This window comes from Microbacterium sp. 5K110 (assembly GCF_005774735.1).
Lineage (GTDB): Bacteria > Actinomycetota > Actinomycetes > Actinomycetales > Microbacteriaceae > Microbacterium.
In genome coordinates this window covers 1-22,654 of record NZ_VBUM01000058.1, presented here as the reverse complement: position 1 = coordinate 22,654, position 22,654 = coordinate 1, and the positions used below count along the sequence as shown (strand labels likewise).

Below are 22,654 nucleotides of genomic sequence, written 5' to 3'. Positions count from 1 at the left end.
ACCGACGCCCCCGCCCCTCCCGGCCGCACCGCGGTCGTGGCCGCCGCGATCGCGCTCTTCGCCGAGCGCGGCTACGACCAGACGTCGGTCGAGCAGATCGCCCAGGCTGCGGGAGTGTCGCGGTCGACGTTCTTCCGCCAGTTCGGGGGGAAAGAAGACGTCGTCTTCGCCGACCACGAGGTGCTCATCGACGAGACGCGCGCCTTTCTGGCTCAGCAGCACGACGACCCCTGGGCCGCGGTGTGCGACGCGTCGATGCGGGTGTTCCGCCACTTCGCCGCCGACCCCGAACTCGCGCGTCGCCGCTACGCGATCGTGCGCGAGGTGCCCGTGCTGCGCGATCGCGAGATCGTCACGGTGTTCCGCTACGAACGCCTCTTCGACGAGTACCTCCGCGAGACGCTCCCCGGCCTCGACCCCCTGGATGCCGTCGGCTTCGCCGCCCTCGTCACCGCCGTGCACAACCACGTGCTGCGCCGCCTCATGCGGGGCGCGCGGGTGCCGGCATCCACTCTGCGTCGTGCACTCGACGACGTGCTGCGCCGGTACGGCGTGCACCCCGACGGTGACGACGCCGCGGGCGACGACCTCATCGTCGCGGCGTTCCCCCGCCGGATGCCGGCGGCCGAGATCACGCGGCGCCTGCGGGCGAACCTGCCGCAGTAGGAGGAGAGCGCTGACACGCCACCCGGCATCGGCGGCGACCTACGCGTCGCGCGCGAGGGCCGGAGCCCCGCCTGGAAGATACGCCCGCCGCGCCGCGCCCTCGGCGACCTCGTCCCACCCCTCGGCCGGGACGGCCGCACGGACGAGGTCCACCCAGTCCGCAAACGAACCCCCCGCGCCGAAGTGCGAACTCACGGGCCAGTCGCTCGCGATCATCGACCGCTCCGGGCCGAAGACGTCGACGGCGTGCGTAAGGAAGGCGGGCGCGTGGCGCTCGACCTCGGCGGTGTCCTGTGCTTCGCCCGTCAGTCCGGAAAGCTTCACGAACGTCCGCGGCCGCTCGGCCAGGGCGGCAAGAGATCGAGCCCATGCCGCCCCCGCCGCACTGTCGATGCCCTCGCCCATGGGTGGCTTGGCGACGTGGTCGACGACGACCGTCAGCTCGGGCACTCCGCGCAGCAGCTCGATCAGCGCGGGCAGCTGCGCGTGACGGATGCACGCGTCAAACGTGCCACCGCGGGCGGCGAGCGCCGCGAGCCCGGGCGCGAGCGCGGGGAAGGCGTCGACCGCCCGGTCCTGGAGCAGATGCCGCACACCGGTCACGCGCGGGATCGCGGCGAGCGCGGCCAGGTGGTGGTACACGGCGCCGGTCGAAGCGCCAAGGTCGGCATCCGCGACGATCGCCACCAGCTCGGGCCAGTCGAGCCCATCGACCCACCGCGCTTCGGCCACGGGATCGGACGGCCCGTCGGCGGCCTGCACGAACACCGCGCCGTCGACCCACACTCCCCCGCGGTCGTACTCCGCGGGCAGCATCGGGCGCCGCAGCTCCGAACCCTCGAGCCACTCGTACGTCAGCACCGAAGGGTCCCACAGGTGCACGTGCGCGTCGATCATGCGGTCCCTGCCCTCACGCGGAGGCGGGTCACGCCGCCGTCCACGTCGAGTATGGTGCCGGTCGTCGACGTGGCATCCGGGTCGCAGAGGTAGGCGATCGCGCGGGCGACCTCCTCGGGCTGCACCAACCGCCGAGTGGCCTGGCGAGCCTCGAGGGCGCGCCGCTCCGCGACCGGGTCGGCGAAACCCTCCAGCATCCGCGTGACGAAGGGCGTCTCGACGGTGCCGGGGCTGACCGCGTTGACGCGGATGCCCTCGCCCACGTGATCGGTGGCCATCGCGAGGGTGAGCGCGTAGACGGCACCCTTGGATGCCGAATAGAGCGCGCGATCGGGTAGGCCGTTGAGCGCCGCGATCGAGCACACGTTGACGATCGCCGCGTGATCCGACCGCCGCAGCCACGGCAGAGACGCCGCGGTCACGCGCGCCATCCCCACCACGTTGACGTCGAGCACGCGCGCCCACTCGTCTTCATCGAACGCCTCGACGGTGCCGACGGCGCTGATCCCGGCGTTGTTGACGAGGACGTCGATGCGACCCTCCGCCGCGCCGACCTCGGCGAGCGCCGCGGCCACCGATGCCCCGTCGCGCACATCGCACGTCAGGCGGCGGGTGCCCTCGGCGGTCTCACCCTTGGCCGCGTCGAGACACCACACGGAGACACCCCGATCCCGCAGCAGAAGCGCCGTCGCCAGACCGATACCCGAGCCCCCGCCCGTGACGACGGCGACCAGTCCCGCGAACGGCGAGGTCACGCCTGCACCATCCGCTGACGGGCGGTGCCGAGGCCGTCGATCCCGAGCTCCACGACGTCGCCCTCGCGGAGATATTCGGGAGTCGGCATCCCGAGCGCGACCCCGGCCGGGGTTCCGGTGTTGATCAGGTCACCCGGCCGCAGAACCATGAACTGCGACAGGTACCGCACGATCTCGTGGACCGAGAAGACCATGTCGGCGGTCGTGCCCTCCTGGCGCATCTCGCCGTTGACGCTCGCCCAGAGCCGCAGCGCCTGCGGATCCCCGATCCCGGATGCCGGCACGAACCAGGGTCCGCACGGGTTGAACGTCTCGCAGCTCTTGCCCTTGTCCCACTGGCCGCCGCGCTCGAGCTGGAACTCGCGCTCGCTCACGTCGTGCGACAGGACGTACCCGGCGATGCAATCGGCGGCGCTCTCGACCGAGTCGAGGTAGCGAGCGGTGCGGCCGATGACCACGCCGAGCTCGACCTCCCAGTCGGTCTTCACCGAGGCGCGCGGGATGAGGACGTCGTCGAACGGCCCCACGACGGTCGCGGGATCCTTCATGAACACCACCGGTTCCGCCGGGATGGCGGCGCCGGTCTCGGCCGCATGGTCTCGGTAGTTCAGCCCCACGCACACCACCTTGCCGGGCGTCGCGATCGGCGCCGCCCACCGCTCGTCGCCGGTGAGGTCGTACGGGGTGAAGGTCGAGGCATCCATCCCCGCCAGGCGTTCGAGCCCGCCGTCCTCGAGGAACCGGCCGTTCAGGTCACCGAGCTCGGCGGGGACGATGTACCCCTCGCCGTCGAACTCGACGATCAGCCGTTCGGAGCCGTCGACTCCTCGTCGCGCGAATCTCATGCGTCAGCGTCCTTCCGTCGGGTCGTCGCGTGCGCCCGCCGCGCACGCGTCATGCCGCGACGAGTCCCGCCGCGGAAAGCTCTCGCCACATATCCTCGGGCGCCGTGCCGAGGTAGCGCTGCAGCGTCGACTCGGCCTGCGCCTGAGACCGCACGCCCACGACGACCGAGACCACTTCCGGGCGACGCAGGGGGTATCCCAGCGCGGCGGACGGCAGATCCACGCCGTAGCGCTCGCAGATGTCGGCGATCCGGTGTGCACGCTCGATCAGCTCGTCGGGGGCGCTCGTGTAGTCGTAGCTCGCGCCGGGCGCGGGGCGGGGAACGCTGAGCAGCCCCGAGTTGTACACGGCCGCCGCCACCACGCCGACGCCGCGTTCGGCCGCGAGGGGCAGCAGCCGATCCGCCGCCGCGTCGTCGAGCAGCGTGTACCGGCCGGCCACCATCACGATGTCGACATCACACCGCTCGACGAAGTCGGCGAGCATCGCCGCCTGGTTCATGCCCGCGCCGATGGCCGACACGACGCCCTGGTCGCGCAGCTCGATGAGCGCGCCGACACCGGTGGTCGAGGCGGCATCCCAGTGCTCGTCGGGATCGTGCAGGTACGCGATGTCGATGCGGTCCAGCCCGAGGCGCGTCAGACTTTCCTCGACCGAGCGCAGGATGCCGTCGCGCGAGAAGTCCCATCGCCGGACGACCGTGGCCGGGACGGCGAACCCGTCGTCATCCTGACGGTCGGCGGTGTCGGGTGAGTCGATGAGCAGGCGGCCGACCTTCGTCGACAGCACATACTCGTCACGAGGACGGTCGCGCAGCGCCACCCCGAGACGACGCTCCGACAGCCCGAGTCCGTAGTGCGGCGCCGTGTCGAAGTACCGGATGCCGGCATCCCACGCCGCATCGACGGCACCGCGCGCCGTGGCGTCGTCGACCTCGCGCGAGAGATTCCCGATCTGCGCCCCGCCGAAGCCGATTTCGGTCAGGGCCGGCGTCCTCGCCGTTGATCGCGTCTGCATCTTCGCCTCCGTGCGGAGCCCGGCCTGTCGGTCGCTCCGATCGAACAGTAACATATGATGTATGTTCTTTGTGGGCTCGCTCCGAGTCCCCCAGCAGGAAGTCAAGGGCGATATGAAGGTCACCGGTTACCGCGTGCTCCGCACGTTCCGCGAATGGGGACGCCCCATCGGCGACGTGAACGGACACATCGCGTCGGGCATCACCGAAGAAGCCGTGGTCCTCGTCGACACCGACGCGGGCATCACCGGTGTCGGCACGGGACACGTCGCCGACCTCGCGCGCCTCTTCCCCGCCATCGAAGGCCAGGACCCTCGCGCGGTCACCGCCCTCTACGACCGCATGCTCGCCCGCGTCTTCAAGGCCGGTCACGCCGGCGCGACCTTCGGCAGCATCGGGGCGTTCGACATGGCGCTGTGGGACATCAAGGCCAAGGCCGCCGGCGAGCCCCTCTGGCGACTGCTCGGCGCCCGCGACCGCTTCGTCACCGGGTACGCCTCGGGCCTCGACATCGCCCTGTCCGACGAGGAACTCGCCGCGTTCTACGCCCAGATGGCCGACCTCGGCTTCAGCAGCGGCAAGCTCAAGGGTGGACGCGACCTCGACGCCGACCGTCGCCGCCTGCACATCGTGCGCGATGCCATGGGCCGCAACTCCCGGCGACCGGCCGTGATGTTCGACGCCAACGAGTCGTGGAACCTCAAGCAGGCGGTCCGCTACGTCAGCGAACTCGAGCGCGACATCGACCTGACCTGGGTCGAGGAGCCCCTGCGACGGTGGGACGCCGAGGGGCACGCGCGCCTTTCCCGGAGCATCCGCGCCGCCGTCGCCACGGGCGAGAACCTGACGGGCCTCGAGCAGTTCCGTCCGATCATGGATGCCGGGGGCGTCGACGTCGTGCAGGTGGGGTGCACCTGGGGCGTGACGCATTTCCTTCGCGTCGCCATCCTCGCCCACGGCCGCGACCTTCCGATCAGCCCCGTCGGCGTGACCGCCAACCAGGCCGTCGCCCACGCCGCCATCGCCGTACCGAACCACCTCAGCGCCGAGGTGCAGGACCTCGGGGCGCCGTTCGGCCTGCACATCGACCAGCACTTCGCCGACGGCGGGATCGTCCTCGGCGACACTCCCGGGCACGGCGTAAGCGTCGACGAAGCGCTCATCGCCGACGGCGGCGACCGGGGCGCGAGCTGGCTCGTGGGCGCGGGCCCGCACGTGCGCCCCGACCGCGCGGGGCTCCGACTGGTGCCCGAAGCCGATCGGCACGAACGGCCCGACGCCGAGATGACGCGCGACTAGGCTGGCCGCATGAGCGAGGAGACCGTGCCCACCGGCATCGGGTCGGCCCTGCGCAGCTCGACGCCGCGCACGCCGACCGCCCGGCTCGGGGTCGCCGTGGTGCACGACCTGGTGGAGGCCATCGTCAAGGGCGACGTGCCCCCGGGCGACACGCTGCCACCCGAAGAGAAGCTGGCCCAGCACTTCGCCGTCAGCCGGACGGTCATCCGCGAATCCGTCAAGCGGGTCGAGGAGAAGGGGCTCATCAGCGTCGCCCCCGGCCGCGGCACGACCGTGCAGCCGAAGACCTCGTGGAACGTCCTCGATCCGGTGGTGCTCGCCGTCCTGCTCGAGAACGACTCGTCGCTCGGCGTGCTCGACGAGATCTCGGTGATCCGCGCCGCGCTCGAAGGATCCATGTCGGCGGCGACAGCCCAGCACGGCACGCCCGAGCAGATCGCCCAGATCACGGCATCCCTGGCGCGTATGGAGGAATCGGTCGAAGACCCAGAGGTCTTCCCGGACGCCGACCTCGACTTCCACTTCCTCGTCATGACGCTGTCCGGCAACGAGCTGGCCAGCAGCATCACGAAGATCCTGTTCTCGCGCGCGCGCCAATCCGCGCGCTTCGTCGGCAACCAGTCCACCGACGCGTTCCACATCACGCTCGAGGAGCACCGGCGCGTGCACGACGCGATCGCGGCGGGCGATCCCGCCGCGGCCGAGGCGGCGATGCGGGCGCACATCCTCGACGCCTGGCAGCGCCGCCGCTTCCCCACCGCGCGCGAACGCTGAGGTCGACCGCGTACGTGCGGCATGCGGGGACACCGGCCGGGGTCGGCATCCCGGTCAGTCCAGGTGCCAGGCCTCGGTCATGATCTGCCAGTTCGGCTCCGACCCGTCGTCGTCGAACGGCACCTGGCACGGCCCGGTGCGGGCCCACCACTCCTGCGTCATGGGGTCGGCCGCCATCTTGGCGTCATCGGCGGCGAGGTCCTCGCCCACGTATTCGTAGTAGCCGAACAGCACGTCGCCGCGGACGAAGATCGTGAAGTTGCGGATGTTCCCCTCGCGCAGCGTCTGCTCTACGCCCGGCCACACGGCGCGGTGAAGCGCGAGATACTCCTCGCGCTTCTCGGGCACCATGCGGCACACCATGCCCACGCGGAGCACGCTCACTCCTTCGTCCCGCCGGCGGTCATGCCGGTGACGAGGAACCTCTGCGAGAACAGGAAGATCAGCAGCACGGGGAGGACCGAGACCAGGGTCGCCAGCGCGAGCACAGGAAGCTCGATGGTCACCGATCCCGCCGACGTCGGGTTGAACAGCGGCACGTTCGAGAGCAGTTCGGCCAGGCCGACCTGGATCGGGGCGCGGCGGCCCGGCACCATGACGAACGGCAGGAAGTAGTTGTTCCAGTTGCCCACGACGTTGAAGAAGCCGACGAGCGCGATGACCGGGGTCGCCAACGGCATGGCGACGCGCCAGAAGACCCGCCACTCCCCCGCGCCGTCGATGCGAGCGGCATCCAGGAGGTCCTTCGAAATGCTCGTCGAGAAGTAGATGTACGTCAGGTACACGCCGAAGGGGAAGAACGAGAAGGGCAGGATCACGGCGAGCGGATTGCCGATGAGCCGCACGGCGCTCAGCTCGAGGAAGGTCGGCAGCACGAGGGCGGTGCTCGGGATGAGCATCACCACGAGGGTCACCGCCAGCAGCGTGCGACGCAGCCGGAAGTCGATCATCGCGAGGGCATACCCGGCAGGGATGGTCACGAGCAACGTCAGGATGAGCGCGCCGCCGGTGTAGAGCGCGGCGTTGCCGAGCCACGTCCAGACGATTCCGTTCTGGAAGGCCATGAGGGCGTTCCAGTTGTCGGCCAGCGTCGAGAACGCCCCGAAGTCGAACGGGCCGTTCAGCAGCAGCTCGCGCGGGGTCTTCGTCGGGGCCAGCAGCAGCCACACCAGGGGCAGCAGGAAGAACACGACGAAGAACAGGGCGATCACGACGACGAGGGCTCGGCCGAGCCACTCGCCGGGCGTCATCCGCCGGCGACGCGCGCGGGCGGCGCGGGCCCGCTCGTCGGCGCGCAGCAGGGTCGCGGTTTCAGTCGCGCTCAAAGAGTCCTCCTCGGAAGACGAAGAAGGCAGCCAGGATCAGGGCGACGGCCAGAAGGATGAGGGAGATCGCGGCGGAACCGTTGAAGTCGTTCTGCCGGAAGGCGTAGAGGTAGGCGAGCTGGTTGAGCGAGTAGTCCTGCGGGACGACGCCCTTGCTCGCCTGGGAGAGCACGCGAGGCTCGACGAAGAGCTGACTACCCGCGGCGATCGACATGACGACCATGTACGAGATCCACTTCCGCAGCAGGGGCAGCTGGATGTACCACGCGGTCTGCACCGGGCCGGCGCCGTCGATCCGCGACGCCTCCATGATCTCGGGGCTGATGTTGTTCAGCGCGCCGTACATGATGACGATCCACTGCCCCGCGCCCGTCCAGAACGAGACGATCGTGAAGATGACGGGCAGGTTGTCCAGCGAGACGGTGGCCACGAAGGAGTCGAAGCCGAGACCCCGCAGGATGCCGGACACCGGGCTCACGCTGGGATCGAGCAGGAACAGCCACAGCAGAACGCTGGACGCGCCCGCGAGCGCTCCCGGGATGTAGTAGACGAACCGCACTGACGTGGAGAGCCACCGCGACGCGAAGTTGTGCACGATCAGCGCAAGCAGCACGACGAACACGATCTGGAAAATCAGCCAGATCACCAGGTACGCCGAGACGTGCTGGACCGCGGGCCAGAAGCGGTAGTCGCCGAAGACGCGGACGAAGTTGTCTACGCCCGCGAAGCTCCCCGCCTTGGTGAACGCGAGATACACCGCGTACAGGGCCGGGCCGAGGCCGAACAACAGCAACAGGATGCCGTACCCCGAGCTGAAGGCATAGGCCATCGCCGACTGGGAACGGTTCGGGTTTCGACGCCGTTGCTCGCCTCCCCGCCGGCGCGTTTCGGCGCCGGCGGAGAGGGGCGTCATCGTGGAAGTGACGATGGCCTGGCCTTTCGTGGGATCGAGCGGGGTCAGCGAGTGACGGTGTAGCCCTGCACCTGGGCTTCGTTCAGGATCTCGGCCTGCCAGTCACCGGTGACGTCACCGATGGACTTGCCCGCGGCGAGTGCCGGCAGAACAACCTTGCTGTACGCGGTCTCGGCGCTGAAGCTCGGGAAGCCCCATCCGCTCCACACCTGACCACCGGCGTCGATCACATTCTTCTCGAAGTCGCCGACGAAGTAGCCGTCCGCGGCCTGCTTGGCGATCCACTTCTCGCCGGCCTCGGCGTACGCCGGGTATCCGGGCGCGAGGTCGACCTGGTACTCGTCGGAGCTGGCGGCGAACTCCAGGAAGGTCTTGACGGCATCCAGGTTCTTCGAGTGGCTCGATGCGAGCCACGTTCCACCGCCGACGTTGCCGGTGCCGACGTCCTCACCCTCCCAGTGCAGCGGGGTGCCGGCGCCGAGCTGACCGGCGGGGACGTTGAGGCTGTCCGGGTTCTGGAACAGCGCACCCGTGAACCACACGGGCCCCGGCATGCCGAGAACCTTGCCCTGCGCCTGCTGGATGAAGTCCGAGCCGAACACCGAAGCCGTCGACAGCGTCTTGTTCGCCACCATGTGGTCGAGCAGGTCGGTCATCTTCTTCGAGTTCTCGGCACCGAAGTCGGACGTGAAGTCGTTGCCGTCGAGCTGGAAGATCGGCGCCTGCGCACCCCAGTAGTAGACGTACGACCCGAGGAAGCCGTCTCCGACCGAGCCGAGGAGGTAGCCGGGGTGCTCCAGGGCCACACGGTCGCTCAGCTGCTCATACTCTTCCCAGGTGGTGGGCACTTCGTAGCCGAACTGGTCGAAGAGGGCCTGGTCGTACCAGAACACGACCTGCGCGAGGTCGTTGCGCAGCCCGTAGGTGGTTCCGTCGATCGTCAGGGGATCGAGCGATCCGGGGGTGAACCCGGCGAGGAAGTCGTCGTCGAACCAGCCCTTGTTGACGGGGGCGGCGAACGCCTGCTGGCCGTTGGATTCCTTCGAAGCCCAGGACGCGTCGTTGTTCTGCGTCGAGAACACCACGTCGGGCCAGCCCTCACCGGCCTGGTCGAACAGCGCGATGCGTGTCTGGAGGCTCGCCGAACCGCTGGCGTTGCCGTCGTAGGTCTCGGCGTTGATCTGGATGTCGGGGTGCGCCTTCTTGAAGGCGTCGATGATCGGTTCGCGGGTGGCATCCACCCACACCGTGATCGGGCTGCCGGCCTCCTGCTCGGCCTGCGGGAAGCCCAGCGAAGTGTCTCCGCTACCGGAGCCGGGGCTGCAGGCGCTCAGAGCGACAGCGGTCACCCCCGCCAGGGCCAAGGCCCCGAATCGGGCGAAACGGATGAAGCGACGGTGCTGTGTTGCCATTTCCAGTCCTCACATGGTCGACGTCGTTGACGACTCACCGCGATGCGGCGCGCTTTCATTAGATCATACATGTTACCTATGAGGAAAACCCCGTATGGTGAAGGGGCGGATGTCGACCTCATCCGCTCTCACCGGAGAGGACCCGTCGTGCGCGCACTTCACTACATCTCGGCTCGAACCGTCGACCCTGTGGACATCCCGCCGGAGGCTCCTACCGCGGGGCAGGTGCAGATCCGCGTGGCGTACGCCGGCCTCTGCGGCACCGACCTGCACGTCTTCCACGGTGACATGGATGCCCGCGTCCAGCGACCCCTCGTCTTCGGCCACGAGATGAGCGGAGTCATCACCGCCGTCGGCGACGAGGTGGACGAATGGATGCCGGGAGACCGCGTCACCGTGATGCCGCTGGACTGGGACGGTACGTGCCCCGCGTGCCTCGCGGGCAACGAGCACATCTGCCAGAACCTCGACTTCATCGGCATCGACTCCCCCGGCGCGTTGCAGGAGCTGTGGAACGTCCCGGCATCCACCGTGGTTCGTCTGCCCGAGGACCTCGACCTGCGCGAGGGAGCTCTCGTGGAGCCGGTCGCCGTCGCCGTCCACGACGTGCGCCGCTCGGAGCTGTCCGCCGGAGACACCGCGGTCGTCATCGGGGGCGGCCCCATCGGCGTCCTCATCGCGAGCGTCGCCCGGCACACGGGGGCGGATGTCGTCGTCATCGAGCCGGATGCCGGGCGCCGAGGCACGATCGAGAACCTCGGCTTCCGCACGCTCGACCCTCTCGCGACCGATCAGGCGGCCTGGGTGGAGGAATGGACGGGCGGTGCTGGCGCCGACGTCGTGTTCGAGGTCTCGGGTGCCGCCGCAGCTGTCCGCGGGATGACCGCGTTGGCGAAGGTCCGCGGCACGATCGTCGTGGTCGCCATCCACCCGCAGCCTCGCGAGATCGACCTGCAGCGCGTCTTCTGGCGCGAGCTGCGATTCCTCGGTGCGCGCGTCTACCAGCGCCGCGACTTCGAGACCGCCGTCGAATTGCTCGCGGGCGGCGCGATCCCGACGGACACCCTGATCACCGACGTGGTTCCCCTGGAGAAGACCGGTGACGCGTTCGCCGCGCTCGAGGCGGGTCAGGCCCTGAAGCTGCTCGTCGCGGTCGGGGGCGAGCAGTGAGCGCCGGTCTGTTCGACCTCACCGGTCGCACCGCCCTCGTCACAGGGGCGAACCGCGGGATCGGCCTGGCCATGGCATCCGCCCTGGCAGAAGCAGGCGCCGACATCGTCGCGGTCAGCACCAGGGATGCCGAGCCCGACAGCACCATTGCGATCGCCGTGCGCGACCATGGGCGGGGGTTCACGTCGTTCGCGTGCGACTTCTCTGACCGAACCGCCGTGCTGGCGCTCATCGACGACCTGCGCGACCATCGGGTCGACATCCTCGTCAACAACGCCGGCACCATCGAGCGCGCCCCCGCGGTCGAGCACCCGACCGCCCTATGGGACCGCGTCCTCGAGGTCGACCTCACCAGTCCGTTCCTGCTGACGCAGGCCGTCGCGGCCGGCATGCTGGAGCGCGGCTCGGGGAAGGTCGTCTTCACCGCTTCACTGCTGAGCTTCCAGGGCGGGATCAACGTGCCCGGATACGCCGCAGCGAAGTCGGGCATCGCGGGGCTGACTAAAGCTCTGTCGAACGAATGGGCCGCCAGGGGCGTCAACGTCAACGCGATCGCCCCCGGGTACATCGCCACCGACAACACCGCGCCTCTGCGCGGCGACCCCGATCGATCGCGCAGCATCCTCGAGCGCATCCCCGCGGGACGCTGGGGGGAGGGCTCGGATCTCGCCGGTGCGACAGTGTTCCTGGCATCTGCGGCATCGGACTACGTGAACGGCATCGTGCTGCCCGTCGACGGCGGCTGGCTCGGCCGATGAGCGAGTGGCTGCGCCCGTTCCCGATCGTTCCGGTGATCGTGTGCGACCGCCCCGACATCGCGGCCGACCTCGCGCACGCCCTCCACGACGGGGGTGTCGACTGCGCCGAGATCACGCTGCGCACACCGCGCGCCCTGGAAGTGCTCGCCGCGATGATCGCGAACGCGCCGCCGGGATTCGTCGTAGGGGCCGGCACGGTCCTCGAGGTCGCGCAGGTGGGCCGCGTCGCCGATGCGGGCGCGGCGTTCATCGTCAGCCCCGGGTTCGACCCCGATGTCGTGGACCGTGCGCGCACGCGTGGTCTTGATGTGCTGCCCGGCGTGGCCTCGGCCACGGAGGTGCAGCGTGCCCGGCGCGAGGGAGTTCGAGCGGTGAAGCTCTTCCCCGCCGACCTTCTCGGGGGTCGGGCCGCCATCGACGCCCTTTCGGCGGTCTTCGCCGACACGGGCTTCGTGCCGAGCGGCGGCGTCGGTCCGCACAACGCGGCCGACTACCTCGCGCACCCCGCGGTGCCGTCGGTGAGCGGGAGTTGGCTCGCCCCGCGCGCCGAGATCGAGGCGGGAGACCTGTCGCGCGTCGCCGAGCGCGCCCGGGCGGCGATGCAGCTGCGGGCGGCGACGTGACCGCCGCGGTCGTCACGTTCGGCGAGACCATGGCGCTGTTCCGCCCGGCCGACCCGACCGAGGGCGAGAACGCCACCGACTATCGCCTGTCCTTCGGCGGCGCCGAGAGCAACGTGGCCGTCGGCATCGCACGCCTCGGCGGCCGTGCGGTGTGGATGGGACGCGTGGGTGACGACGTCGCGGGGCGGCGGATCCGCAGGGAACTGCGCGCCGAGGGCGTCGAGCTCCGCGTCACCGTCGATGCCGAGGCATCCACCGGCTCGATGATGAAGACCGAGATCGCCCCGGGGCGGGTCGGCGTGCAGTACTGGCGTGCGGGCAGTGCCGGTAGCCGACTGCACCCCGACGACCTCGACCTCGCGGTGCTCACGCCCGCGTCGGTCCTGCACGTGACCGGGATCACCCCCGCGCTGTCGGCATCCGCGTCCGCCGCCGTCGACGCGGCGATGTCAGCCGCACGCTCGGCCGGCGCGACGGTGTCGTTCGACGTCAACCATCGGCCTTCGCTCTGGCGCGGACGAGATGCGTCCGCGGTCTACCGGCGGCTCGCGACGCAGTCCGACATGGTGTTCGCCGGTCGCGAGGAGGCGGCGCTCATCGTCGGTGAGATGCCCGACGACGAGCTGGTCGACGCCATCGCAGCTCTGGGCCCGTCGACCGTGGCGCTCAAGCGCGGGGCCGAGGGGGCCACAGTTCACGCCGAGGGGCGGCTGCTCCGACGACCCGCCTGGCCGATCCGCCCCGTCGACACGGTCGGCGCGGGCGATGCGTTCGTGGCCGGCTATCTCGCGGAGCACCTGGGCGGCGCCTCGCTCGAGAACCGCATCGACACGGCGGTGGCGGCGGGCGCCTTCGCCTGTCTCGGCCGCGGCGACTGGGAGAGCCTGCCGCACCGCCGCCAGCTGGAGCTCCTTGCGGCGGCAGAGGGCGACCCCGTCGTGCGGTGAACCTGTGCCGGACACGACCGTGCCCCCTCGCTCTGCGGAACGAGGGGGCACGGTCGTTCGTCAGTTCAGCGTGAACACCGTGGTGTGCGTGTTACCCGCGACATCGAACACGACGAGCGTGTTCTCTCCGCGGACCGCGCCGAAGACGCCGGGAGCGACGAAGTTCACATCGGACCAGGTGTTGTCCGAAAGGTCCTTCACGACGCCGTTGAGCTCGACCCGGTCGATCCGACCGGCGTCATAGAGCTTGAAGCTCACCCGGTCGTACGAGTCTCCGGTGGCGACGGTGAAGTTCTGCCCGTCCTTCACCGTCACCGTCGGTGCGGTCGCGTCGATCGTGAACGCGAACGTCCCGGTCGCCGAGACGTTTCCCGCGCGATCGTGCGCGTTGTACTTCAGTTGGTACTGACCGTCGGGCAACTCGACCGAGGCCGTGTGAGTCGCCTCGCGCGCCCCGTCCGCGACCGCCGTCTGCGTGCTGCGCACGAGTGTGCCGTCCCGGTAGACGTTGGCCACGATCTGCGACAGACCGCGGTCATCGGTCGCGTCGACCCGGAGGTCGAGCGTGCGCGACGGACCCGCCGCAGTCGGAGCGACGAGCGTCGCGGTCGGCTTCACGTCGTCGCGGTCGATCCGCAGGTCGCTGAACACGTTGAGAGCCGAGCGGCCGGCATCGTGCGACGACGAGAAGATCCCGGCATCCTGCACCGCCGCTGCTGCCCTGAGCGTGACCGCGGAGCCGATCTGCGCGTAGTTAGTCCCGTCGAACGAGTACCAGGCGCTGACCTGATCCCCGCTGCGGTCGAGCTTCACCCACACCGGGCGGAACGTGTTGACGTTCGCCGCGGCCGAGCTCTCGACGTACCCGTCACCGTCGGCATCCCAGTGGAAGACGACGCCGTTGCGCGGGGTGACGGCCACGAGCGCGTACCCGGCGGACGCTCCCGGCTGATCGATGTCGTTGCGGATCATGACGCCAGACTTCGCCCACGCGTTCGCGTCGCCGACGGTGTCGACGCGCGCGGAGACGCTGGACACCGCGTTCACGGCGTCCTTCTGGAAGATGGAGCCGTACGCGTCGTCACGCTGCCCGCCGCCGCCCCAGACGTCCGCGCCCTGCGCACGGATGGCGAAGTGCCCGTCCGACTGGGCGAAGAAGGAGTCGAGCGCCGAGGCCGCCGTGGTCGTGAACGGCGCACCCACTTGCTCGCCCGTGTCACCGCACGCGGCGTCCTCGGTGAAGAGGGTGGCGTTGAGCGCGGTGCGCCGCTCGGGGGCGACCCCGGCCTCGCAGATGACCTGGCGCGCGGCATCCGGCCAGTTCAGTCCCGACACCTGCACGTTGTCGACGAGCCGGTTGCGGTTCGCTTCGAGGTTCGGCGTCTGAGTGCCGCCGGAGTTGTACCAGTTCTGCGTGATCAGGTTGTCGCTCGTGTTCGTGGCGTTGTACGCGTTGGTGAACACCCACGGGCTCGTGCCCTGCAGCACGTTCTGCCGGTAGATCGTCGAGCGCGTGCCCTCGTCGAGGTACAGCCCCACACCCGAGACGTTGTAGAGGTAGTTCCGCTCGGTCACCGACCCGGGGCTGGCCGACAGGTTGTAGATCGAGCCGCCGTCGGCGAACTGCGACTTGGTGTTGTGCACGAGGTTGCCGGCGACGAGGTTGTCCTTCAGCGTCGTGGGGGTCTCGTAGCGGGTGTTCCAGTTGTAGTACCCGCGGTTGGTGTACTCCCCCGATCCGCCGGCGTCGTTCATGCCCCAGCCGTAGCCGGTGTCGATGCCGTCGTAGGCGACGTTGGCGACCTCGTTGTTCTGGATGCGCGCGTTGGTCACGTACGTGCTCAGGATGCCGGAGTTGTCCTTGTACTCCACGGCGGCGCGCGTCACGGTGTTCTGTTCGACCGTGATGTCGCGGTTGATCATCCGCTCGTCGTCGGGGTGGTGGGCCTCGGGACGGTTACCGCCCACGAACACGCCATGCCCGCCGACCTCGGTGAAGCGGTTGCCGATGACATCGATGTCCTGCGCACCGAGGCCGACGCCACTGAGTGCAGCGTTGGTGTCGTTGCCGATGCCCAGTGCCGATGACCCGAGCCCGACGAACAGATTGTTCTCCAAGCGGACACCGGATGCCGCCGACACCTGCACCGCGGCCGGTTGCTGGTACCAGCCGGTCCGCGCGCGTTCGAACTGTTCGCACCCGCGCGAGCAGCTGGTGAAGGCGTCGTCGGGTCGGTAGTCGTAGTGACCCTTGATATAGGAGCCGTTCTGCTGCGTCGCGTACCCGTCGGTGGTCGGTCCGAGCCACGAGGTGCCCGTGAACGTGATGCCCTCGAACGCCAGGTTCTTCAGCGGTTGGTCGTACGTGCCGCCGATGCTCAGCAGTACCTCGACCCGCGGGAGTTCGATGTCGAGGCTGTTGGGGTCCACCCCTGCGCCCGGCTTGTAGTAGAGCTTTCCGCCGTCGGGATCGATGTACCACTCGTTCATCTGGTCGATGAACGCGAGCGAGTTCGACAGCCAGTAGGTGGAGCCGCCCAGGAGGGCGAACTGCGGGGTGTCCCATCCCCAGGTGTTGTTCTCCCACGCCGGCTGAACCATCGTCAGCTTCGAGTCCGCGATACTCGCCACGGGCGAGTATCGGTAGGTGAAGTCGCCCTTCGCCTCGAACTCGATGCGGTCGGGCTGGGGGACGTCGTTGAGGAACGCGAGGTCGGGGTTCTTCAGCGTGATCCCGGACTCGTCGAGCGCGAGATCCGCGCCGGCGACCTGACGCTGCGCGCGTTGCGCGTAGACGCCGTTGACGTAGAGCTGGCGGGTGTCGACGCCCTGCGGGGTGTCGGCTACCCAGATGCCGGCATCCGCGTCGTGCACGCGCCATCCCGACACCCGATCGGCGCCCGAGATCACGGGGTGGGCACCGGCGGCGGCGGTCCAGCGCACGGACCCGCCGTCACCGCCGGCGTCTTCGGGACGGAACTGCAACGGCTCGCCGACCCGGTACTCGCCGTCGGCGAGCTCGACGACCACGTCGGCGTGTCCGTCGGCGACGAGATCGCGGACACGGTCCTTGGCCGTCAGAAAGTCACAGGGTGTGCCGGGAGAGCAGACCGAGCCGGAACCGTCCGGCGAGACATGGAGGGACTGAGGTTGTGCGGCAGCGGCGGGACTGGCCAGGGCGAGGGAGGCCGCGAGGGCTCCGATCACCGCCAGTGCGCCACCACGGAGGGGGCTTGTCTTCACGGGGGGTCCTGTCGAGGGGGGATTTCCCGGACGCGCGACACGCGGTTCGATCACGGCCTTGTGAACGGGGTGTGCGGCTGCACGTTAAACATCATATGAATGATGTCTGAGAATGCAAGGGTTCTGCCGAATGAAGGCGAATCAGCACTCCATGACCGCATGACACCCAGTACCAACATGAGCGATACTGAGTACATGAGCACCGACGCCCAGCCCCGCACGCTCCCCGGCGAGCGCATCGCCTCGTACGACCTGCTCGGTCGCCGCGACACCGACTACTACGCCGTCTTCGCCGACATCCCCGACGCCGACCGCGTCGCGTGGGACAACGCGAAGCTCTTCGTCGACGAGGTCGGCACCCGCATGCAGGCCGAGTGGGATGCCGCGACGTACCCCGTCGAGCTGCTGCGGCGCATGGGCGAGCTCGAGCTGTTCACCGACGGCATCGAGCACCCCGACCTCCCGGCGTCCTCGCCGCTGGCGGCCGGCCTGGTCAATATGGAGGTCTCGCGCGGAGACGGCTCGCTCGCCACCGCCCTCGCCGTCCAGGGTGGACTCGCCCTGCGCACCCTTGCGATGTTCGGATCCCCCGAACAGCAGGCGCGCTGGCTCAAGCCCCTCGCCGACGGCACGGTGCTCGGCGCTTTCGCCCTGACGGAACCCGACCACGGCTCCGACTCCGTCTCGCTCGAGACCACCGCCACCCGCACGGCCGAGGGCTGGACGCTCTCGGGAACCAAGAAGTGGATCGGCAACGGCGCCTCCGGTGGCATCACGTTCGTCTGGGCACGCGTGGATGCCGAGGGCGACGACGACCACGACAAGGTGCGTTGCTTCCTCGTCGAGCAGGACACCCCGGGGTACACGGGCACCGTGATCACGGGCAAGGTGTCGCTCCGCGGCATCCATCAGGCTCACATCGCCCTCGACGGGGTGCGTCTTGCCCCGGATGCCGTGCTCCCGGGGACTCACACCTTCAAGGACGCGTCGGCCGTGCTGTTCGCCACGCGGTCGGGCGTCGCGTGGTCGGCGCTCGGGCACGCGACCGCCTGCTACGAGGCGGCGCGGACATATGCCACCGAGCGCATACAGTTCGGAAAGCCGCTCGCGAAGTTCCAGATGGTGCAGGAACGCCTCGCCCAGATGCTCGACGAGCTCACCGCGATGCAGCTGTACTGCCGACGTCTCGCCGACCTCGAGACCTCGGGCGGCCTGCGCCCCACGCAGGCGTCGCTGGCGAAGTACCACAACACCCGCGCCGCGCGCCGCGTCGCGGCGATCGCCCGCGACCTGCTCGGGGGCAACGGCATCCTGCTCGAGAACGGTGTCATGCAGCACATGGCCGACATCGAGGCGATCCACACGTACGAGGGCACCGAGAGCGTGCAGGCACTCCTCCTGGGCCGCGACATCACCGGCATGAGCGCCTTCGTCTGATCCCGGATGCCGGTTCCCCGGGGCACCTAATGCGCACCGGGGAACCGCGCAAGCCGCACGGGCCATGTCGGTGGCGCCCGCTACCTTCGGAACATGGGCCTGTTCTCTCGCCATCCCGCGTCCCACGACCTCGCGAATACCGTCGCTGCCGCCGTCGAGGCGCCTCCGCGCAGCCTGTGGGCCGACGGGTTCGGGCGCCTCGCCGTGCGCGCGGTGCAGATCATCGTCGTTGTGCTGCTGGTCGCCGGCCTCATCTGGGGCATCCAGCAGCTGACGCTCGTCATCATCCCCCTGATCCTGGCGCTCATCTTCGCCTCCGCTTTCGGACCGGTGACGATGTGGATGCGCCGTAAGGGCGTACCCGCGGTACTCGCGACGCTTCTCACCCTGCTCGCGGTCGTCGCCGTGCTCGGGGCGCTCGGCTGGCTCGTCGTCAACGCGGTCATCGACCAGTGGGACGAGCTGAGCACGCAGGCCGTGTCGGGGTTCCAGCAGGCACAGGACTGGTACCACACGCTTCCGTTCGCGATCTCGCCCGACCAGATCGACGGGGCCGTGAAGGCCATCACCGACTTCGTGACGAGCGCGCAGTTCGGCAGCGGAGCACTGGCCGGCGTCAGCGCCGTCGCGTCGTTCGTCACCGGTTTCGTGCTCCTGGTCGTGATCCTGTTCTTCTTCCTCAAGGACGGCCCGCGCATGTGGGAGTTCGTCCTGCGCCCGTTCCGGGGCAGCCACTACGACCGGGCTCGCCGCATCGGCGACAAGACCGTGACGGTGCTGGGCTCCTACGTCCGCGGCACGGCATCCGTCGCCGCCGTCGACGCGATCGGCATCGGCATCGGTCTCGCGATCCTGCAGATCCCTCTCGCGCTGCCGCTCGCGGTGCTCGTCTTCCTACTGGCATTCATCCCGATCGTGGGCGCCGTGACCGCCGGCATCCTGGCCGCTCTGGTCGCGCTCGTCACGAACGGCTGGGTCGTCGCGCTCATCGTGGTCGGCATCGTCGTCCTGGTGAACCAGCTCGAGGGCAACTTCCTCCAGCCGGTGCTCATGGGCCGGTCCATGAAGCTGCATTCGTTCGTCGTCCTGATCGTCCTCGCCGGCGGAACCGCGATCGGCGGGATCCTGGGCACGCTGCTGGCCGTGCCCCTCACCGCCGTGGCGTGGGGCATCGTCACCGTCTGGAACGGTCCCGACGAGCCCGCCGAGTGGGCGCGCCGCAAGAAGCGCCGCAACCCCGTGCCGCTGGCCGGGAGCGAGAGCGAAGGCTGAGCCGATGCCGTACGACATCCCCGCCCCGATGCTGGCGAAGGCCGTGCCCGAGGTCCCCGAGCCCGGCAAGGTGTCGGGCGGGCTGTCGTACGAACCGAAGTGGGACGGCTTCCGCGCGCTGGTGTCGTGGGACGGAACCGACGTCGAGATCGGCAGTCGCGGCGCAAAGCCGTTGACGCGGTACTTCCCCGAACTGGTCGACGCGTTCGCCCGGCTCCTGCCCGGGCCGTGCCTCCTCGACGGCGAGGTGGTCGTGGCCCGTGGCGAGCCGGGCCGGCAGCGCCTCGACTGGGAGGCCCTCTCGCAACGCATCCACCCGGCAGCTTCGCGCGTGGCGCTGCTGTCCGAAGAGACCCCGGCGATGTTCATCGCGTTCGACCTGCTCGCGCGCGGCGACCGTGACCTGCAGAGCGAGCCCTTCGCTGAGCGTCGCGCGCAGCTCGTCGACCTACTCGGTGCGGTCCCCCACCCCGTGCACGTCACACGCACCACCGACGACCCCGACCTCGCCCGCCGGTGGCTCGCCGAGTTCGAGGGAGCGGGCCTGGACGGCGTCGTCGCCAAACCCCTCGCACAGCCCTACGCCCCGGGCAAGCGCACGATGTTCAAGATCAAGCACGCCCGCACCGCCGACGTGGTGGCGCTCGGCTACCGCATCCACAAGTCGGGGCAGGGCGTGGGCTCACTGCTCGTCGGCCTCTACGACGACGGCGGTCGGCTGCACGGCGTCGGCGGGGTGTCCGCGTGGACCGACAAGCGTCGGCTGGAACTCATCGACGAACTCGCGCCCCTCGTCGAGCGGGATGCCGAGGGCGAAGCGGTCGTCGGCGAGACCGACCGCTCGAGATTCGCGGCATCCAAGGACGTGTCGTTCGTCCGGCTGCGCCCCGAGCGCGTGCTCGAGGTGCGGTACGACCAGCTCGAGGGCATGCGCTTCCGGCACACCGTGCAGTTCGAGCGCTGGCGTCCCGACCGCGACGCGACCTCGTGCACCTTCGAGCAACTCGAGACCGTCGGCGCGTACGACCTGGGCGACGTCCTGGACTGAGCGCCGGGCCGGCGGTTCCCAGAACAGGCGCTGCCCCGCCACGGCCCCCGCACCGTTCGCGTCACGGCCCCGGCGGTTCCCACAACACGCGCCGCGCCGAGAACAGGCGCTGCGCCGAGTGGCATCCCCTGTTCTCAGCGCACCGCCCCACGCCGGGCCGCGGCGCCCAGCCCCGCCGCCACAGCCCCGCGCAGCGCTACTCCGCCGCGTTCTTGGCCCGCGACGGCTGCACGCGCGGCGGCTCGCCCGGCATCTTGGGGAACTCGGGCGGGAACGGCAGCTCGCCGAGACCGGCCTCGAGGTCGCGCTGCCACCACTCCAGCAGCGTGTCGATGCGGCCGGGGGCGGCGGCGAAATCCGCCCACGGGTCGCCGAGGGATGCCAGACGCTCCGGAACGCTGCGAACGGTGAACGCGAGCGGGTCGACGTCGTGCAGCTCCTCCCACGTGACCGGGGTCGACACGGTCGCGGTCGGAAGCGCCCGCGGCGAGTACGCCCCCGCCATGGTGCGGTCGCGGTTGGCCTGGTTGAAGTCGACGAAGATGCGCTGACCGCGCTCTTCCTTCCACCAGTTGGTCGTCACGGCATCCGGCATCCGTCGTTCCAGCTCCCGGGCCGCGGCGATGACGGCGTGGCGCACATCGAGGAATTCATGCGCCGCCTCGATGGGGCAGAACACGTGCAGCCCGCGGTTGCCGCTCGTCTTGATCCAGGGCTCCAGACCCGCGTCATGCAGCACGTCGCGCAGCGCGAGCGCGGCGGTCACGGCCTCGGCGAAGCCCGTACCCGGCTGCGGGTCGAGGTCGATGCGCAGCTCGACGGGATGATCGGGGTCGCTCGCGAGCGAGGCCCACGGGTGGAACACGATCGTGTTCATCTGCGCCGCCCACACCGCCGACCCGATCTCGGTGAGGACGAGCTGCGGATGCCGCCGACCGCTGTTGTACGTCACGGTGACCGCCTCGACGAACGCCGGCGCCCCCTTCGGCGGGTTCTTCGAGAAGAAGCTCTCCCCGCCGACGCCGTCGGGGAACCGCTCGAGCGACACGGGCCGGTTGCCGTTCGCGGCGAGGAACGGCTCCGCGACCGCGATCAGGTACTCGGCGAGTTCGCGTTTGGTGATCCCGACCTCAGGCCACAGCACACGGTCGGGGTTGGACACGCCGATCTCGCGATCGCCGTCGGGGCCGGGCACGGTGAGCGTGATGCGCGGGGATGCCATGCCCCGACGCTAACGGTCGGCGCGCGCCGTGTCTGCCCCGTTGCCCTGCGCATGAGGTGCCAATACCTGTCGCCCCGCGCGGCCTCGAAGCGCCAGATTCTGGCGCCTCACACTCGGCGGACGGCCGTGTCCAGCCCGCCCTACGGCTTTGTCGGCCCGCCTACGCTCGATGCATGACCTCCCGCGCCGCCCGCACTGCCCTCGACATCGCCGACTGGCGACGCCGCGTCTTCGCGCTCTACGCCGCCATCCGCGAGCTGGACGACCCGGAAGAGGCCCACGAGCTGTGGCGCATCGAGCGCGACGCCCTCTTCGCCGACCACCCCGCCACTCCCCTGCTGCCCGAGCAGCGCGAGGGGTTCGCGGGACTGCCGCTCGCGCCGTACGACGCCGCGTGGCGGTTCGAGGTCACGCTGCTCGACGCCGACGACGCCTCCTTCGTCGCGACGACAGGCACCGACGGCGACGTCGGCTTCGAACGCATCGGCCGCGTCGAGCTACCCGACACCGGATCCCTCGACGTGTGGCGGCTGACCTCCTACGGAGGCGGCCTCTTCGTGCCCGTCCGCGACGCCTCGGCCGGACGCCCCGGCGGCACCTACGGAGGCGGCCGCTACCTGCTCGACACGATCAAGGGTGCCGACCTCGGCACCGGTACCGCGCCGGACACCCTCGTGCTCGACTTCAACTTCGCGTACAACCCCTCGTGCGCCTACGACCCCGCGTGGGCGTGCCCGCTGGCTCCGGCCGGCAACGTGCTGCCCGTCACCGTTCCGGTCGGCGAGCTCTACGGGGTGTGATCCCCGGGGCGCCGCGCGCGCACGAGGTTCCCGGCGGGGTCTGCCGACCCGTCCGGCCCGTCGCCCCGCGGGCTCGTGCTGCTCCGGGCCGGACTGCACCCGGCGCGAGCCGACCGGGCGGTCGAACGTGCCGAACTCCGGAGAAACCCACCGGTCCGGCCCCTGCACGGCGCAAGAACGGGGCGCGAGGACAAAAACTCAGGAGTTCGGCCCGCCCCGCGACGCCCGGCAC

Annotated in this window: 21 protein-coding genes; 11 read left to right on the top strand and 10 right to left on the bottom strand. The window is 69.9% G+C overall.

Annotated elements, in window-relative coordinates:
• Positions 1-666 (top strand): TetR/AcrR family transcriptional regulator (locus tag FE256_RS12715; RefSeq protein WP_502704859.1); only part of this gene is annotated, 666 nt, incomplete at its 5' end.
• Between the two features lie 39 nt (positions 667-705).
• Here FE256_RS12715 and FE256_RS12710 read toward each other — a convergent pair.
• Genes FE256_RS12710 through FE256_RS12695 form a run of 4 tightly spaced genes read right to left on the bottom strand, consistent with a single transcriptional unit; the run spans position 706 to position 4,181 of the window.
• A complete protein-coding gene (locus FE256_RS12710) occupies positions 706-1,563 on the bottom strand; it encodes an amidohydrolase family protein (protein ID WP_138176180.1) in 858 nt (285 codons plus the stop codon).
• A complete protein-coding gene (locus FE256_RS12705) occupies positions 1,560-2,318 on the bottom strand; it encodes an SDR family NAD(P)-dependent oxidoreductase (protein WP_138176178.1) in 759 nt (252 codons plus the stop codon). The genes FE256_RS12710 and FE256_RS12705 overlap by 4 nt, the downstream gene beginning before the upstream one ends.
• Entirely contained in the window at positions 2,315-3,163 is an 849-nt protein-coding gene (locus FE256_RS12700) for a fumarylacetoacetate hydrolase family protein (RefSeq protein ID WP_138176176.1), read from the bottom strand. The genes FE256_RS12705 and FE256_RS12700 overlap by 4 nt, the downstream gene beginning before the upstream one ends.
• A 49-nt stretch (positions 3,164-3,212) precedes the next feature.
• Positions 3,213-4,181 carry an aldo/keto reductase gene (locus FE256_RS12695; protein WP_138176175.1) on the bottom strand — a complete coding sequence of 323 codons (969 nt, stop codon included), beginning with the start codon at positions 4,179-4,181 and terminating at the stop codon, positions 3,213-3,215.
• A gap of 61 nt (positions 4,182-4,242) precedes the next feature.
• Here FE256_RS12695 and FE256_RS12690 point away from each other — a divergent pair, with 61 nt between their 5' ends.
• Positions 4,243-5,478, top strand: coding sequence for a mandelate racemase/muconate lactonizing enzyme family protein (locus FE256_RS12690; RefSeq protein ID WP_252371013.1), 1,236 nt, complete (start codon positions 4,243-4,245; stop codon positions 5,476-5,478).
• A gap of 9 nt (positions 5,479-5,487) precedes the next feature.
• On the top strand, positions 5,488-6,252 hold the full coding sequence (locus tag FE256_RS12685) for a FadR/GntR family transcriptional regulator (RefSeq protein ID WP_138176173.1): 765 nt from the start codon (positions 5,488-5,490) through the stop codon (positions 6,250-6,252).
• A 54-nt stretch (positions 6,253-6,306) separates the two neighbouring features.
• Here FE256_RS12685 and FE256_RS12680 read toward each other — a convergent pair whose 3' ends face one another.
• The 4 genes from FE256_RS12680 to FE256_RS12665 form a co-directional block, all read right to left on the bottom strand.
• Positions 6,307-6,630 carry an L-rhamnose mutarotase gene (locus FE256_RS12680; RefSeq protein ID WP_252371012.1) on the bottom strand — a complete coding sequence of 108 codons (324 nt, stop codon included), beginning with the start codon at positions 6,628-6,630 and terminating at the stop codon, positions 6,307-6,309.
• Positions 6,631-6,632: 2 nt separating this feature from the next.
• Positions 6,633-7,577, bottom strand: coding sequence for a carbohydrate ABC transporter permease (locus FE256_RS12675; RefSeq protein WP_252371011.1), 945 nt, complete (start codon positions 7,575-7,577; stop codon positions 6,633-6,635).
• Positions 7,564-8,406, bottom strand: coding sequence for a carbohydrate ABC transporter permease (locus FE256_RS12670; RefSeq protein ID WP_252371010.1), 843 nt, complete (start codon positions 8,404-8,406; stop codon positions 7,564-7,566). The genes FE256_RS12675 and FE256_RS12670 overlap by 14 nt, the downstream gene beginning before the upstream one ends.
• A gap of 128 nt (positions 8,407-8,534) precedes the next feature.
• Positions 8,535-9,902 (bottom strand): ABC transporter substrate-binding protein, encoded by a 1,368-nt coding sequence (locus FE256_RS12665; RefSeq protein ID WP_138176169.1) that lies wholly within the window; start codon positions 9,900-9,902, stop codon positions 8,535-8,537.
• A gap of 147 nt (positions 9,903-10,049) precedes the next feature.
• Here FE256_RS12665 and FE256_RS12660 point away from each other — a divergent pair, with 147 nt between their 5' ends.
• Genes FE256_RS12660 through FE256_RS12645 form a run of 4 tightly spaced genes read left to right on the top strand, consistent with a single transcriptional unit; the run spans position 10,050 to position 13,400 of the window.
• Positions 10,050-11,072: a zinc-dependent alcohol dehydrogenase gene (locus tag FE256_RS12660; RefSeq protein WP_138176167.1), complete on the top strand. Its 1,023-nt coding sequence runs from the start codon at positions 10,050-10,052 to the stop codon at positions 11,070-11,072.
• A complete protein-coding gene (locus tag FE256_RS12655; protein ID WP_212743522.1) occupies positions 11,069-11,830 on the top strand; it encodes an SDR family oxidoreductase in 762 nt (253 codons plus the stop codon). Before FE256_RS12660 ends, FE256_RS12655 begins: the two co-directional genes overlap by 4 nt.
• On the top strand, positions 11,827-12,453 hold the full coding sequence (locus tag FE256_RS12650; RefSeq protein WP_138176164.1) for a bifunctional 4-hydroxy-2-oxoglutarate aldolase/2-dehydro-3-deoxy-phosphogluconate aldolase: 627 nt from the start codon (positions 11,827-11,829) through the stop codon (positions 12,451-12,453). Before FE256_RS12655 ends, FE256_RS12650 begins: the two co-directional genes overlap by 4 nt.
• A complete protein-coding gene (locus tag FE256_RS12645; RefSeq protein ID WP_252371009.1) occupies positions 12,450-13,400 on the top strand; it encodes a sugar kinase in 951 nt (316 codons plus the stop codon). The genes FE256_RS12650 and FE256_RS12645 overlap by 4 nt, the downstream gene beginning before the upstream one ends.
• 60 nt (positions 13,401-13,460) lie before the next feature.
• Here FE256_RS12645 and FE256_RS12640 read toward each other — a convergent pair whose 3' ends face one another.
• Entirely contained in the window at positions 13,461-16,643 is a 3,183-nt protein-coding gene (locus FE256_RS12640; RefSeq protein ID WP_212743521.1) for an Ig-like domain-containing protein, read from the bottom strand.
• Positions 16,644-16,838: 195 nt separating this feature from the next.
• Between FE256_RS12640 and FE256_RS12635 the strand changes: the two genes are divergently transcribed.
• From FE256_RS12635 to FE256_RS12625, 3 genes are all read left to right on the top strand, one after another.
• Positions 16,839-18,080, top strand: a complete 1,242-nt coding sequence (locus FE256_RS12635) for an acyl-CoA dehydrogenase family protein (protein WP_138176162.1) — start codon at positions 16,839-16,841, stop codon at positions 18,078-18,080.
• Between the two features lie 93 nt (positions 18,081-18,173).
• Complete coding sequence (locus FE256_RS12630) at positions 18,174-19,352, top strand: AI-2E family transporter (RefSeq protein ID WP_138176160.1); 1,179 nt, start codon at positions 18,174-18,176, stop codon at positions 19,350-19,352.
• Between the two features lie 4 nt (positions 19,353-19,356).
• A complete protein-coding gene (locus tag FE256_RS12625; RefSeq protein ID WP_138176158.1) occupies positions 19,357-20,400 on the top strand; it encodes an ATP-dependent DNA ligase in 1,044 nt (347 codons plus the stop codon).
• Positions 20,401-20,596: 196 nt separating this feature from the next.
• On the opposite strand, the gene ligD is transcribed toward FE256_RS12625, so the two are convergent.
• Positions 20,597-21,622, bottom strand: coding sequence for a non-homologous end-joining DNA ligase (gene ligD / locus FE256_RS12620; RefSeq protein WP_138176156.1), 1,026 nt, complete (start codon positions 21,620-21,622; stop codon positions 20,597-20,599).
• A 173-nt stretch (positions 21,623-21,795) separates the two neighbouring features.
• Here ligD and FE256_RS12615 point away from each other — a divergent pair, with 173 nt between their 5' ends.
• Positions 21,796-22,422 carry a DUF1684 domain-containing protein gene (locus FE256_RS12615; protein ID WP_138176154.1) on the top strand — a complete coding sequence of 209 codons (627 nt, stop codon included), beginning with the start codon at positions 21,796-21,798 and terminating at the stop codon, positions 22,420-22,422.
• Positions 22,423-22,654: the final 232 nt, after the last annotated feature.